Source organism: Pseudoselenomonas caprae (assembly GCF_008271345.1).
Classification (GTDB): Bacteria; Bacillota; Negativicutes; order Selenomonadales; family Selenomonadaceae; genus Selenomonas_A; species Selenomonas_A caprae.
The window spans coordinates 39093-52844 of the sequence record NZ_VTOZ01000010.1; the positions used below are offsets into that span (position 1 = coordinate 39093).

Genomic DNA, 13752 nt, shown 5'->3' on the forward strand with positions numbered 1-13752 from the left:
TACAGATTATGCTTTCACGATGTTGACCAGGCAGGCCTTGAATTCCTGCTCCTGTGTATTCGGATCGAGGGCATCGATGGTCAGGTAGTTGGTGCTAGGTCCCTTTGCCAGGCCCTTGAAGCCCCAGCTGTACGGCATCCAGACCATATGCGTCTCTTCGCCGTTGACGGTGAGCGGCTGCGCGCGTTTCGTGACCATGGCTTTGACCACGACAGCACCACGGGCCGAGCTTACTTTTACCTTGTCGCCCTCTTTGATGCTGAGTTTCTTGGCCAGCTGCTCGCTGATCTCGACAAACGGTTCCTTGACCAGCTCATTGAGCCACGGGATGTTGCGCGTAACCGTACCGGAGCACCAGTGCTCCGCAATGCCCGAACTCGTCAGCACATACGGGAATTTATCCTTCGTGCCCAGCGGCTGTTTTTCCGGAACGCGCGGATATTTGACACAGGGGTTGAACTGCGCCAGCTCATTCTTATGCAGTGCATTATGTGTCGGGCTTTCGACCGGCTCGTAGAACTCCGGCAGCGGGCCATCGACTGGCGTCGAGGACGCATCACGCGTCATGCCATCAGGGTTCTTGTCCTTATAGGTGGCAGCAAAGAGACGGCCAATGCCCTCGCCGTTCATGCGGAACGGTTTCTGGCCGTCCGGCGTATCCGGGCCAGCCGTGCGGTTACCGACATCCGGCACATCGTAGCCCGTCCATTTGCCAGCAGCCGCATCCCACCAGACAAGCGGATGCTCTTTATCCTTCGGCGTGCCGTCCGGATTGCACGAAGCGCGGTTGTAGAGGATATGGATGTTATCCGGCCATACCCAGCCGAACTGCGGGAAGATACCGATATCGCCTGGATCTTCCTGGCCGCGGCGTTTCGTGCGGTTGCCCTCGCGGCTGATGTAGCCGGCATAAATCCACATGCCCGAAGCCGTCTCACCATTGTCCTTGAGTTCGCCGATGCCGTTTACGAGTTCCCCCGTAGCTACGTTGTAACCACTGATTTCCTTCATGACATCTTCGATGTAGTTGTCCTGCGAGTAGTTCCAGGACATGTACTTGATCGGTTCATCCTTCTTCTCCGTAGAATCCTTGTAGAGTTCACGGATACGCTTCCAAAGCATATCGTTGATCAGGTAATCCGGCTTGGAATCGCCGACCGGTTTCGGTCCCTGCATACGCCACTGGATCAGGCGCATCGAATTCGTAATCGTACCCTCGCGCTCAAGATAGGAGCAGGCTGGCAGGAAGATGACTTCCGTCTGGATCTCGCTCGGATTGTCGCCCGGGCGGTTCCAGAACTCCGCCGTCTCGTTAACAAAGATATCCTGCACGATAAGCGAATCCATCTTGCAGAGGCCGTCATGGACCATCGTGAGGTTCGCATTCGTCATCTGCGGGTTCTGGCCGCAGAGATAAAGCGCATGCATCGTGCCCTTCCAGGCATCCTCAAAGATAGCATAGATGGAATCCGGATGATTGCCGTTGCGGATAGCACCATAATCGAAGCCATAGCCATTCTCCGGCGTAGCATGCTCGCCGAACCAAGCCTTCGTCATATTGACATACCATTTGCGGCGGAACGTACCATAAGCCTCGGTCCAGGACTTGAGGTCCGGCGTCTTATGCGTCGGATGTACGAGATAGCCCGGCTGCATGTTGAACTCGATGCCAAAGTCCGTCGATGCCTGTACGTTTGGCTGCCCGCGCATCGCGATGATGCCAGCGCCTGGGATACCGACATTGCCCTTCAAGAGCTGCATGATGGTAAAGCAGCGGATATTCTGTACACCGACCGTATGCTGCGTCATGCCGAGTGCATACATGATGATGGCCGGCTTGTCATTTTCAATCCAGATGGAAGCAGCGCGCTTGGCATCCTCAGCCTTCATGCCCGTGATGTTTTCCACCATCTCAAGCGTATAGCGGCTGTAGAATTCCTTGAGGCGCGACATGACCGTATTCGGCGCAAAGAGATTCTTGGCTTTCTGCGGCTTGCCATCGGCACCGAGGGCGTACCCCCAGGTCTCCGTATTCGTATAGGCTTTCTTCTCGGCGTCGTAGCCCGAGAACAGACCATCGTCGAATTTGAAGTCATCACGGAGCAGGCAGGCACCATTGGTGTTCTGCAGGACATACTCCTTGTTGAACTTGCCGGATTCGAGCATCTCATGGATGATGTAGCCCATGAAGACGATATCCGTGCCCGGACGTACCTGGAAGAACTCATCAGCAATCTTCGAGGTGCGCGTGAAACGCGTATCGACATGGACGATTTTCGAGCCGTTCTTCTCGCGGGCAGCCATGACATTCTTGAGGCCCATCGGATGACACTCGGCCAGGTTCGACCCCTCAATCCAGATGAGGTGCGTATTCTTGATATCCGCCCACGGATTCGTCATTGCTCCGCGACCAAAGGCTGCGCCCAGAGCCGGCGGCGTATTGGCATGGCAGACACGGGTCTGGTTGTCGATGTAGACAACACCCAGTGCACGGGCCATCTTGATATTCTGATAGCATTCCTCGTTATTGATCTGGGAACCGCCGATGAACGACAGGCCATCGGTACGGCGGACCTCATAGGTCTTGCCATCGATTTCCTCGGTCTGCTTCCAGCCCTTCTCACGCGCATCCTTCATGGCATGGGCGGCCTTGTCGATGGCCTCCTCCCAGCTGATTTCCTCCCAGTGATCGCTTCCCGGTGCACGGTACAGCGGCGTCTTCGCACGCTCCTGGGAGTTCGGGATATGTCCATACCCCAGTCCCTTGCTGCAAAGAGCACCACGGTTGATCGGGCTGTCAACGGCGCCTTCGAGTTGGACGAGCTTATCATCCTTCACGTAGCCGATGACGCCACAACCACAAGCACAGAAGTGGCAGATCGAGGTAAACTCGCGTGCCCCTTTGAGCTTGAATTCTTTCGCGGCAGCCTTGACCTTCGGCATGTCGAGTCCCAGACTGGCCATAGCAAGGCCGATACCGCTGAGACCTGTGGCTTTCAAGAAGTCACGCCTGCTCAAATTCATCAAAACTTCCTCCTTTAGTCTCCTAAAACCATTTCTTGTATCTATAAAATCATCTATATCTCATAAAAGAAATCTATTCATTATAGTAGAAAACTATGAAAACTCCATATGTGATATTTATGATTCTATGCAAAAATAATATCTCGTTTTTTTCACGCTTCTTTTTCCAGCTGCTCACCGGCCACGACAATCCGTTCCGGATTCGTATAGATGCAGAAGCTGCCCGGACGCATCCGCGCCACCAACGTAATCCCCAATTTCTTCGCCAGCCACAGCGACAGCGTCGTCGGCACCGACTTGGCGGCTACCGCACCGATGCCCATGCGGCCGAGCTTCAGCATCATCTCCGACGAGCAGCGGCCGCTGAAGATGATGATCTTGTCCGCAAGATCGATCTCCTCTCGCAAGGCCCAGCCATAGAGCTTGTCAAAGACATTGTGGCGGCCGATGTCTTCGCGGAAGACGAGGATGCGTTGCTGCCTCTGGTCGTAGAGGATGCCGCTATGCACGCCATTGGTCTTCTCATGGGTGGCCGCCAGCTCCGACAGCAGCTTGTCCGCACAGGCCAGGATGTCCTGGGCGGCAAACTTCACCGCCCGCGGCCGCGCGAAGATGCGCGCAGGGTCACAGGCAAGGATCTCACGGGCAGAATAATAGCGCGGGTCCTCGGACGCCTTGGCCGCCCATGCCTGTGCAGCCGCCGTGGTCTCCACATGGGCAGCAAACGCCGTCTCGTCGATGCTGAGAACCTTGATGTCCGCAGCCGTACGGATATGGCCCCCCTGCGCCAAGATCCCCGTCACGAGGTCCTGGAGGTCGCCAGGCGAGCAGAATGCCGTCGTCAGCAAGCTGCCATTGAGATAGATATCAAGATAACGCTCGATGGATGTGTACTTGTGGTCCTCGACAATCCTGCCCTGCTGCGAATCATAGCGGACAACGGGAAAGTCGATGAGTTCTTGTTCTCTTGGCTGCATGAAAAACGCCTCCCCATGTGCTGTGTCTCCTACGAGCAACAGATTATCATTTCATCTTGTTTTGGACGACGATTTTTGTCACAACAAGATGAAATCCTCTGCCGCCATAGCCATGGTAGCAGACTTTTTGTCCATTGGCAAACGACAAAAAAACCGGCCATAGGCCGGTTATAAATAAAAATAATCTTATCATTAACAAATTCTGTCCACTTTGTCTCCCTGCCGAACCAAGCGGCATAAATTATCTGACGAATCCCTCAGAAGTCGCGTCCCATAAGGAAGCATACGATTTCCTCTGCCTGCGCCATATCGTCGATGGCATAGCGATGCACCGCTCCATCAGCTGCCTGCACCGCCAGGTCACTAGAAAACAGCGCCACCGTCTCCGCATCGATGACAGGCTCTCCCAGTCCCCGCCACAGGGACAGCTTGGGCATAGCTCCGTGATTGCGGCTCTCGATCAGCACGAGATCCACTCCCTCAAGCTTTGCAGCCACCGCGAGCAGCGACGCCCGCTTTTCCGTCCGCCGCTCGATGAAATATCCCGCCGGCGATACGACGGCGACCGCATCGGCACCAGCCCGCGCAAAGCGCCAGCTGTCCTTGCCCGCGACATCGACCTGATAGCCATGGCAATCGCCCTTGACGACCCCGACACGGATGCCGCGCGCACGCAACCGCGGGATCAGCCGCTCGATGAAAGTCGTCTTGCCCGTATTCGACACGGGAGCCGAGACCGTGACCAGCGGCGTCTCGCGCCGGCTGTTGGCTAGTCTCCCCCGCACCAGCCGCATATCTGCCGGTGTATTGGTATTGAAGAAACAATTCACGCGCGGCACGGGAACCAGACGGCAGGAAAGCCTCTCAATCACAGCACCGATTTTCCGCTCGCCAGTGGAAAGCGCCTTGGCAAAGTGCGGAGCACAATCCCGATGGTAAATTGCCGCCAGCGGCTGCCGCCGGTCATCAGTCTCTGCCAGAACAGCCTGCAAACCAGACGCTGCGTCCAGTCCAGCCAGCAAGGGCTTCACTGCCGAAAAGGAAAAGAAGGGCATGTCGCAGGAAACCGCCAGCCCATACTGCGTAGGCATTGCTGACAGCCCGCGGCGCAGACCTTCCAGCGGCCCCATGCCTGCCTGCTCATCAGCCAGCAGCTGAAAACCATACTGCTGCGCCAAAGCCAGGAGCTCCTTTGTCTCACGCTCCACGCATAGATACTTGCAGGCAAAGTCCTGCCGCTGCGCCTTGCGCAGCAGCCACTCCAGCATGGACGCGCCATCGTATTCGAGCCAGCGCTTGTCCTGTCCCATCCGCGAGCTCTTGCCGCCCGCAATGAGCAAGAGACTCATCTCTGAAATATCCATATCATTTCCGCCCGCATTCGCCCGCATCACCGCGCAGGATTTCAATGCCATGCTGCAGCTGCGGCAGAATAAAGCCCAGGCACTCCTCAATAGCTTTGACGCTGCCCGGCAGATTCACGATGAGACTGCGCCGGCAGATCCCCGCCTGCGCACGGCTCAGCATCGCGCGGGCCGTAACTTTCATGGACAAAGCCCGCATAGCCTCGGGGATGCCCGGTGCCAACCGCTCACATACTGCCAGCGTCGCCTCCGGTGTGATGTCGCGCGGCGAAAAGCCCGTGCCCCCCGTCGTGACGATCAGGCCGATCCCCTGGGCAGCATATTCCTTCATCTTATCTTCGAGTGCCGCCTGCTCGTCAGGCAGAATCGCCATATCCGCCACCACATAGCCAGCGGCTTCCAGCATCTCCCTGACCTTCGGGCCGCTCTTATCGGCGCGCTCGCCGCGGCTGCCCTTGTCACTGGCCGTGATGATAGCCGCATCAAGCGGCAGCTTCTCGCCGGCTGGCACGAGCTCAAGCTCCATGCCCTCCTTGACCTCGCCGCCATGCAGCACCCGCGCAAAAACGCCTTCACGCGGCATGATGCAGTCGCCGACCTGCTCGCGGATGGCACAGCCCTTATGGCATTCCTTGCCGATCTGCGTGATTTCAAACCACACATCGCCAGCGCGCAGCCGTGTGCCAACTGGCAGTTCCTTGAACCGGAAGCCCTCAGCGACTACATTCTCGCCGAACGAACCCAGCTTCACATCGACACCGAGCTTGCGGAAATCCTCGATCTCCTTGAGGCCCAGGAAGCTCACCTGACGGTGCCAGAGGCCCGCATGCGCATCGCCTTTGATGCCCCATTCCGTCTCGAACCGGACAGCAGCGACAGGATGCTTGAGCGTTCCCTTCTTCTCACTGACACAGAGCGCATGAATCTTTCCCATGTTTTAGCCTCCTACTTGTACCATAGCCCGGCTGTCGCGGGCATCGTTATGTTCATCGTCAAAAAAATGTTCCTCGGGTTTATGATAGATAGCCTGCTGGACGGCCAGGCGCAGATTGTCGTCACTGATGCCGCTGCGCAGCAGCTGGCGGATATCGAGCCCCGTCTTCGCATTGAGGCAGAGCTTCAAGAACCCCTCGGCCGTCAGCCGCACGCGATTGCACGAAGCACAGAATTTATGCTCCATCGCATCGATGAACCCCACCTCGCCCTTGAAGCCTGCGAGCCGGTAGTATACCGCCGGGCCATTCACAGTCCCATCCTTCAGCCCCGCAGGTTTCAGCGGTCCGTAGGCACACTCGATCAGGCTGCGTACCTTCGCCATCGCTACCCCCTGATAGCCGACCTCATAGGCACAGCCAATCGGCATGAGCTCGATGAACCGCACCTTGACAGCCTGCTCACGGGCCAAGGCCACTAAGGCAGGGATCTCTTCCTCATTGACTCCCGCAATCGGCACGCAGTTGAACTTGATACTCTCCATCCCCAGGGCCCGGAGCTTCGCGATGCCCTCCTCTACCTGCGGATAGAGCGGCCGCCGCGTGATTGACGCAAAGACGTCGGGGCGCAATGTGTCGAGGCTGATATTCACCCCCGACAAGCCCGCTGCCACCAGCGGCTCGGCCAGTTCCGCCAGCAGCACCCCATTGGTCGTCAGCACGACCTGCTCAATGCCCGGCACCGCGCGAATCGCGCGCACCAGCTCGACAATCCCGCGACGCACCAGCGGCTCGCCTCCTGTCAGCCGCACCTTGCGGACGCCAAGCGCCGCCAGCGCCTGCACGATGCGCAGGATTTCCGCAAAGGTCAGGATATCCTCATGGCGCAGCTTCTCGATGCCAGCGGCAGGCATGCAATAACGGCAGCGCAAATTGCAGCGGTCTGTCAGCGAGATGCGCACATATTCGATTTTGCGTTGATACTGATCGATCATACTCTCATCCCAAATCAAAAATCATATTCACAGCAGAATGATGTCGACCTTCGTCCCCGGCGGCAGCGGATCAGTGCCCGCAGGGATCGACACAAAGGCATTGCAGCCCACCACGGAGAACAGGCTTCCCGAAGCATGCTGCTGGGGCAGCCGTACCTTGCCATTCTCATAATAGGCGCGGATGAAGCGGCGTCCCTTGCTGGCCTTGGGGAAGGCATCGGTGAGCACCGCCTGCGCCTGGCGCACAGCCAGCTTCTCCTCACCGCTCAGCTCCACCAGCACCGGCCGCGCCAGAAGCTCAAAGGTCGCATAGGCAGCGAAAGGATTGCCCGAAAGCGCAATGCCGAGCGTCTTGCCAAAGGTATAGGCAATCGCGGGGCCGCCTGGTTTCATGCAAACACGCCAGAAAAGCCGCTTCCCGATCTCGGCGACCACGCCATGCATGATATCCTTCTTGCCCACCGACACTCCGCCAGTTGTCAGGAACAGGTCGACCTTGTCCTGCCACTTGGCAATCTCAGCCGCAGCCGCCGTGACATCATCAGGCAGGATGCCGATCACCTCCGGCTCAAAGCCCAGCTCACGCAGCCGCCCGCCGAGACTGTACAGGTTGCTGTTGTAGATCTTGCCCGGTGCCAAGGGCTGCCCCGGCTGCAAAAGTTCATCGCCCGTGCTGGCGATGGCGATGCGCACCTTGCGGATGACCTTGACCGTCGCCAGGCCCATGCTGGCCAGCGCGCCAAGATGCGCCGCCGTGAGCCGCGTCCCTGCCTTGGCCAGCAGTGTGCCTTTGCGGATATCCTCACCAGCAAAGCAGTAATTCTCATGCGGTTGGAGCTCCTGCGGCACATAGAGCGTATCGCCAGCCGCCGTCACATCTTCCTGCCGCACGACGCAGTCGCAGCCCGCAGGGATCGCCCCGCCTGTCATGATGCGCACCGCCGCTCCCAATGGCACTGGCTGGTCGAAATACTGGCCGGCACACTCCTCACCGATGATGGTCAGCTTGACAGGATGCTCTTTATCCACACCAGCTGTCGCCTCTGACGCAAACGTGTACCCATCAAGCGGTGACCGGTCAAAGGGCGGATTGTCAAAGGGGGCGCTGTAATCCTCGGCCAAGCGGCGTCCCAGCGCCGCCATCAATGGCACCTCCTCAGCCTCACGGACTCTGCTGACCTGGGCCAGCAGCATAGCAACCGCTTTTTCCAAAGAAATATCCTGCATCGTACTCCCTCCTCAGTGCTGGAACCCACAAACCGGAAAATGACAGGTCTTGCAGTTCATGCAGAGACCGCCGATACCGAAATGACGGATTTCACGGCGCGTCAGCCGCTCGCCGGTCATGACACGCGGCAGGATGAGGTCAAAGACCGTGCGCGCGGCATACATGACACACCCTGGCAGGCCCATGACCGGAATCGTCCGGCCCTCCTGCTCCAGATAACCCAGCAGGAACATCGCGCCAGGAAGCACCGGCGCCCCATAGGTGATGATCTCAGCACCAGCATCACGGATAGCGGCCGGCGTGCGGTCATCGGGGTCGACACTCATGCCGCCCGTGCAGATGATCATATCCATGCCCAGCGCCGCCAGCTCACGGATCGCATCCCGGGTATGCTCCGTCACGTCATCGGTGATGCGGTGCTCATCAATCTTTAAGCCAAAGGGTTTCAACTTGCCCGCGATGACCGGCGTGAAGGTATCCTCGATGCGTCCCAGGAACACCTCGGTGCCCGTCGTCACCACCCCGACCTTGAGATCCTTCTGATACGGCCGCAGGCGCAGCAAAGGCTTATCCCCTGCCACCTTTTGGACCTGTTCCATCTTGTCCTTTTTGATGACCAGCGGGATCACGCGCATGCCAGCAAGCTTCTGGCCCGCCTTCACCGGCATATTCTGGGGCAGGGTCGCGATCGTCACATCGTCGAGCTCATTGACATCGTCGAATCTTGACTCGTCAACCTGGAAGACGCCATCCACCGTCGCTGTGAGCTCGATCTTGCCTTCCTTCGGCTCCGACGCCGTCATGTATTCGTTCTGGCAGAGCTGCCGCAGGATTTCAGCGGCATCGTTTTCATGCAGGACCGTATCGTCATTTTCCCAGACATAGATATGGTCCTTGCCCACCGACAGCAGCACGGGGATATCCTCCTCGGTGATCACATGCCCCTTGCGGAACACGGCATCCTTCGTCACCCCTTTGATGATCTGCGTGATATCATGGCAGAGAATCTGTCCGACGGCATCCACGGTTTTCATTTCCTTCATACGGCTTACGCTCCTATCCCTTACACATACAGTTCCGGCCAACAAAAAAAGACTATCCCCTACGAAAAGGATAGTCTCCACCTGCGCTGCAGCATTGAACTCCTTTTCAAAATGGGGAAGGTCCCGGCGTTTCCCCCGGGGCCCCGGCTCAATATCATAGCGTATCTGCTCATGCCTTAGATATTTTCGCTCGGAGTCGGTATTCTTTTACTTACTATTATTATACACGAAAACAAGCAAAAATGCTTATGATTTTTGTCACTTCCTTATACATCATACTTATAACCATTATTTTCGTTTATCTTTCCGCAGCAGCTGCGCCTTGGTGATGCCCTCTTCGCCAAACTTCGCACGGATCTTGTCTATGGCCGCATAGAGGTTCTCCTTCTTGGCCTCATCATGGAACAGGTTGAGCTCGGCCCCCGCATCAAAGCCCGCCGTACTGACGCCGAGCAGCCGGATACCGCGGAAGATCCGCAGCTCACGGAAAAGCGCGCAAGCCGTATGGTAGATCTCCTCATCGTAGCAGGTCGCCTCGGTCAGCGTGCGGCTGCGCGTATACGTCTTGAATCCCTGCGAGAGCCGCAGCTTGAGCTGGACAGTCCGCGCCTTTTCGCCAGCCTTGCGCAAGCGCCAGCCCACCTTGCAGGCAAGGTCGAGCAAGACGCGCTCTGCATCTTCCGCACACTGGAGATCCTCAGTGAAGGTGACTTCCTTGCCGATAGACTTAGCCCGCTCACGCGGGGCAACACTGCGCTTGTCCTGCCCGCGGGCCAGTTCATAGAGATGGCGCGCCATATGCTCCCCAAGATGATGACAAAGTTTTTCATAGCTGGTGCCATAAAGCTCCCCGATCGTACGGATGCCCATCTGCATGAGCTGTGCATTCATCTTGCGGCCCACGCCCCAGATGCGGCTGACCGGCAGCGGATCGAGCACCTGCCGCACGTTTTCCTCTGTGATGATGACCAGTCCGTCAGGCTTATCGAGATCTGAAGCTAATTTGGCCAGGAACTTGTTCGGCGCGATGCCAACCGAAGCCACAATGCCTGTCTCCGCCCTGATTTCTGCTTTAAGCCTGCGCGCATAGGCAATCGGTGTGCCCATGATATATTCCATACCTGTAAGGTCCAAAAAAGCCTCGTCGATTGACAACGGTTCAATGACTGGCGAATACCGTGCAAAAATTGCAAAGATAGCGGCCGACACTTCCGCATACCGCCGGTAATTTCCCGCCAGGAAAATCCCCTGCGGGCATAGCTGCCGCGCACGCACCATCGGCATCGCTGAGTGAACGCCAAACCGCCGCGCCTCATAGGAACAGGTCGATACCACGCCACGTCCCGCCAGGCCGCCAACAATCAACGGCTTGCCGCGATACTCTTCATGGTCGTTCTGTTCCACCGACGCAAAAAAAGCATCCATATCCACATGCATGACCAACCGGTCCATAACCCTGCCCCCTTCCTTGCTTCCATTATATAGAAAGAGACCCGAAACAGCAAACGCATTTTCGGGTCTCTTTCTGTACTTAGGTTATAGGTAATCAGAATCCAAGGGGATTCCTCAGGGGAAACTTAAACATTGATCTCTTCCCAGCGCTCCTCGAGTTCCTCGACGATGCGCGCATGCTCGCTCTCCGTCAGCGTGACCTTAGCCCGATAGATGAACGTTGCCAAAATCAGCAATACGATGGGCGCTGCGAACATGATGATCTGGAATTTGAGCAGATCCGGCGCTGTGATATCAGCAGCCGTAGCATTGCCAGTCATGCCGACCCAGATGGCCGTCATGCCGATGATGCCGCTCGTGACTGCACCAGCCAGCTTGTCGATAAGCGGACGCACGCAGAGGCAGACCGCTTCATCGCGATGCCCCAGCTTGAGCTGGCCATACTCGACCGAATCCGTAATCGTCATCAGGACAACGAGGAAGATAAGCGGCTGCGGCAAAGCGAAGAGACCAGCACCTACGAGTGCCAGCGTGACATTCGTGCCTGCCATGAAATAAATAGCGAGAGCCGCTACCATAATGATAATCGAAGAGAAGAACAGTTTGCGGCGGCTGAACTTCGTCGTCAGAACCGGGAACAAAGCCACGGCCAGCAGACCAATGACAACATTGATGATACCAAGGATCGAGAATTTCGTAGCATCGCCAATGACATAGATGAAATAATACAGATTGAAATTGTTGACGATATTCGAGCCCAGACCATAGACGAGATACGCAATTGCCATCCAAAGCAGCTGATCGTTCTGCGTCAGAACCTTAAATACATCTTTTGCTGACGTATCTGTCTTATTCTCACGCAGCGCCGACTCCTGTTCCTTGGTACCAAAGCCCAGGATAATAGCACCGAGCGTTGCAATGCCGCCACCGATGCAGGCAAACGCCAGCCAGCCCGTCGGGTCGCCCGCGCCGCCATTCTGATTCAACGAGAAGAAAAGGACCACCGGCATAACAATGACCGTGATGAGCTGGCCACCGAAAACCGAACCGATACGGGCAATCGTCGCCGTAACTTCGCGCTCATGCGAGTCAAACGACAGCGCCGGAATCATCGACCAGATTGCGACATCTTTGGCCGAATAGAATACATCCATAATGAAATAGACAATAGCAAAGAGAACAAGATAGAGCGTCGGATTCGTGACAGCCAGACCACCCATATCCGTAAACAGCAAGGCCAGCGTGATAGCAGCAACGAAGGCACCAACGATGACCCAAGGCTTGAAGCGGCCCCAACGTGTCTTCGTCTTATCGATGATATTGCCGATGAACGGATCGATAAAGAGCTCTGCAATACGCAGTACGAGAATGATCGTCGTGACAATACCAATCATATAAGCATCACGCGTCGCATCATCGGAGCGGAACAGATTGCTCGTGACGAAAATCATGAAATACGTGCCCAACATGGCATAGAATACATCGTGGCCAAAGGTACCGCAGGCATACGCGATACGCGACCATACAGCGCTTTTTTTCTCTGACATAACCAAAAGCCCCCATTGATATTTTCTGACAAAAAGTAAAACGAACAACCGATTACTGCTGAATCCCCTTAACCTTGCAGATATAGGCGATAAGGCCATCTGCAATAGCTTCCAGCGAATCATGGCTCGTATTCACAACGATATCATAATTCTTTCCCTCGCCCCAGGTACGTCCCGTATAGTAATTATAGTATCTTGCCCGCTTCGCATCCTCACGGTCAAGTTCCTTGAGCGACTTGCCATCATAAACCGTCTTGCCGCGTGCTTCACGATACGCATCATCAGCACAGACAAAAATAGAGAAAACGTTATCATATTTGCGCAGAGCATAATCCGCACTGCGGCCCAGGAATATACAAGGGCCATCCTTCGCAATCTTGCGGATGGCTGCCGACTCAGACATGAACATTCCCTGGCTGCTCTCCCCCATATGCGTGCCAAAGGAATGAAAGGGAATGAAGCTCAGCGACAACGGCTTGACCTTGTTCTCCATCTCCAAGAGCTCTTCCTCGCTAAGATCGTCGAGACCGAGCTTGGCCGCCGCGATATGGACAATCTGCCGGTCATAAAGCTTGAGCCCGAGCTTTTCTGCCAGGATACCGGCCAGCTCACGCCCACCAGCACCATATTGGCGGCTGATCGTAATGACTGGATAATCACTCATAGAAAATTCCTCCCCGTTAATGTAAACGTTTTCTAGGATTTCCAAAAAAAAATAATTTCATCAGGAACCGCTCTTTTCGCACAAACTAATAGAAAACGATTTCTTTATCTATTATTATAGCGTGTTTTGTAAATAATGCAATATGTTTTATAAAAGTAGTAATTTTCAGTTTATTATACGATTACAGCAAGGTATGATTCCTACAATATAATGAATTGCAGTTTGTCTGGCAGTTTGTCAGGGCGAACGGGAAGGAAACCCGTTAGTACGCAGCTTGGGGCTTTCGGGGTAGTACTTTTTCTGTTTCCGCTAAATGGACCGCATGCCTAGTTCTGCGGACTTAGTTACTTGCTCCCGTCACCAGGTCGCGGCGTACACATCGGAGTCTAGCTTATGCGCTTACGGCCCAGTCCTGCTGCGCAGGACAGTCGCTCCAGACAGAAAGAAGCACTACCCCGTTCGCCCCTTTGGTAACGGAAGTCTGAGATTGTACGAATCGTTTCTCCCGTAACAAGCACATCGATGT

At 56.0% G+C, this 13752-nt stretch carries 10 protein-coding genes and 1 riboswitch; all 10 genes read right to left on the reverse strand.

Features of this window, described 5'->3' with window-relative positions:
* Nucleotides 1-6 precede the first annotated feature (6 nt).
* A complete protein-coding gene (gene fdnG, locus FZ041_RS06235; protein WP_149188951.1) occupies nucleotides 7-3024 on the reverse strand; it encodes a formate dehydrogenase-N subunit alpha in 3018 nt (1005 codons plus the stop codon).
* 152 nt (nucleotides 3025-3176) lie between these two features.
* Nucleotides 3177-4001, reverse strand: coding sequence for a formate dehydrogenase accessory sulfurtransferase FdhD (locus FZ041_RS06240; protein ID WP_149188952.1), 825 nt, complete (start codon nucleotides 3999-4001; stop codon nucleotides 3177-3179).
* A 257-nt stretch (nucleotides 4002-4258) separates the two neighbouring features.
* A complete protein-coding gene (gene mobB / locus FZ041_RS06245) occupies nucleotides 4259-5365 on the reverse strand; it encodes a molybdopterin-guanine dinucleotide biosynthesis protein B (RefSeq protein ID WP_149188953.1) in 1107 nt (368 codons plus the stop codon).
* 1 nt (nucleotide 5366) lies between these two features.
* A complete protein-coding gene (locus FZ041_RS06250; RefSeq protein WP_149188954.1) occupies nucleotides 5367-6299 on the reverse strand; it encodes an MOSC domain-containing protein in 933 nt (310 codons plus the stop codon).
* A 3-nt stretch (nucleotides 6300-6302) separates the two neighbouring features.
* Entirely contained in the window at nucleotides 6303-7292 is a 990-nt protein-coding gene (gene moaA / locus FZ041_RS06255) for a GTP 3',8-cyclase MoaA (RefSeq protein WP_149188955.1), read from the reverse strand.
* Nucleotides 7293-7319: 27 nt separating this feature from the next.
* Nucleotides 7320-8519, reverse strand: a complete 1200-nt coding sequence (locus FZ041_RS06260; RefSeq protein WP_149188956.1) for a molybdopterin molybdotransferase MoeA — start codon at nucleotides 8517-8519, stop codon at nucleotides 7320-7322.
* A gap of 12 nt (nucleotides 8520-8531) precedes the next feature.
* Nucleotides 8532-9563 (reverse strand): molybdopterin-binding protein, encoded by a 1032-nt coding sequence (locus tag FZ041_RS06265; RefSeq protein WP_149188957.1) that lies wholly within the window; start codon nucleotides 9561-9563, stop codon nucleotides 8532-8534.
* Nucleotides 9564-9646: 83 nt separating this feature from the next.
* Nucleotides 9647-9771: riboswitch (molybdenum cofactor riboswitch) on the reverse strand.
* A gap of 80 nt (nucleotides 9772-9851) precedes the next feature.
* Entirely contained in the window at nucleotides 9852-11015 is a 1164-nt protein-coding gene (locus FZ041_RS06270) for a DNA polymerase IV (protein ID WP_149188958.1), read from the reverse strand.
* Between the two features lie 125 nt (nucleotides 11016-11140).
* Entirely contained in the window at nucleotides 11141-12562 is a 1422-nt protein-coding gene (locus tag FZ041_RS06275; RefSeq protein ID WP_075444252.1) for a glycoside-pentoside-hexuronide (GPH):cation symporter, read from the reverse strand.
* A gap of 52 nt (nucleotides 12563-12614) precedes the next feature.
* Entirely contained in the window at nucleotides 12615-13226 is a 612-nt protein-coding gene (locus FZ041_RS06280) for a cytidylate kinase-like family protein (protein ID WP_149188959.1), read from the reverse strand.
* Between the last annotated feature and the right edge of the window lie 526 nt (nucleotides 13227-13752).

Bases quoted from the DNA above. Each gene is read 5' to 3' on its own strand.
- fdnG (WP_149188951.1), bottom strand. From the start codon at position 3,024: ATGAATTTGAGCAGGCGTGACTTCTTGAAAGCCACAGGTCTCAGCGGT.
- FZ041_RS06240 (WP_149188952.1), bottom strand. From the start codon at position 4,001: ATGCAGCCAAGAGAACAAGAACTCATCGACTTTCCCGTTGTCCGCTAT.
- mobB (WP_149188953.1), bottom strand. From the start codon at position 5,365: ATGGATATTTCAGAGATGAGTCTCTTGCTCATTGCGGGCGGCAAGAGC.
- FZ041_RS06250 (WP_149188954.1), bottom strand. From the start codon at position 6,299: ATGGGAAAGATTCATGCGCTCTGTGTCAGTGAGAAGAAGGGAACGCTC.
- moaA (WP_149188955.1), bottom strand. From the start codon at position 7,292: ATGATCGATCAGTATCAACGCAAAATCGAATATGTGCGCATCTCGCTG.
- FZ041_RS06260 (WP_149188956.1), bottom strand. From the start codon at position 8,519: ATGCAGGATATTTCTTTGGAAAAAGCGGTTGCTATGCTGCTGGCCCAG.
- FZ041_RS06265 (WP_149188957.1), bottom strand. From the start codon at position 9,563: ATGAAGGAAATGAAAACCGTGGATGCCGTCGGACAGATTCTCTGCCAT.
- FZ041_RS06270 (WP_149188958.1), bottom strand. From the start codon at position 11,015: ATGGACCGGTTGGTCATGCATGTGGATATGGATGCTTTTTTTGCGTCG.
- FZ041_RS06275 (WP_075444252.1), bottom strand. From the start codon at position 12,562: ATGTCAGAGAAAAAAAGCGCTGTATGGTCGCGTATCGCGTATGCCTGC.
- FZ041_RS06280 (WP_149188959.1), bottom strand. From the start codon at position 13,226: ATGAGTGATTATCCAGTCATTACGATCAGCCGCCAATATGGTGCTGGT.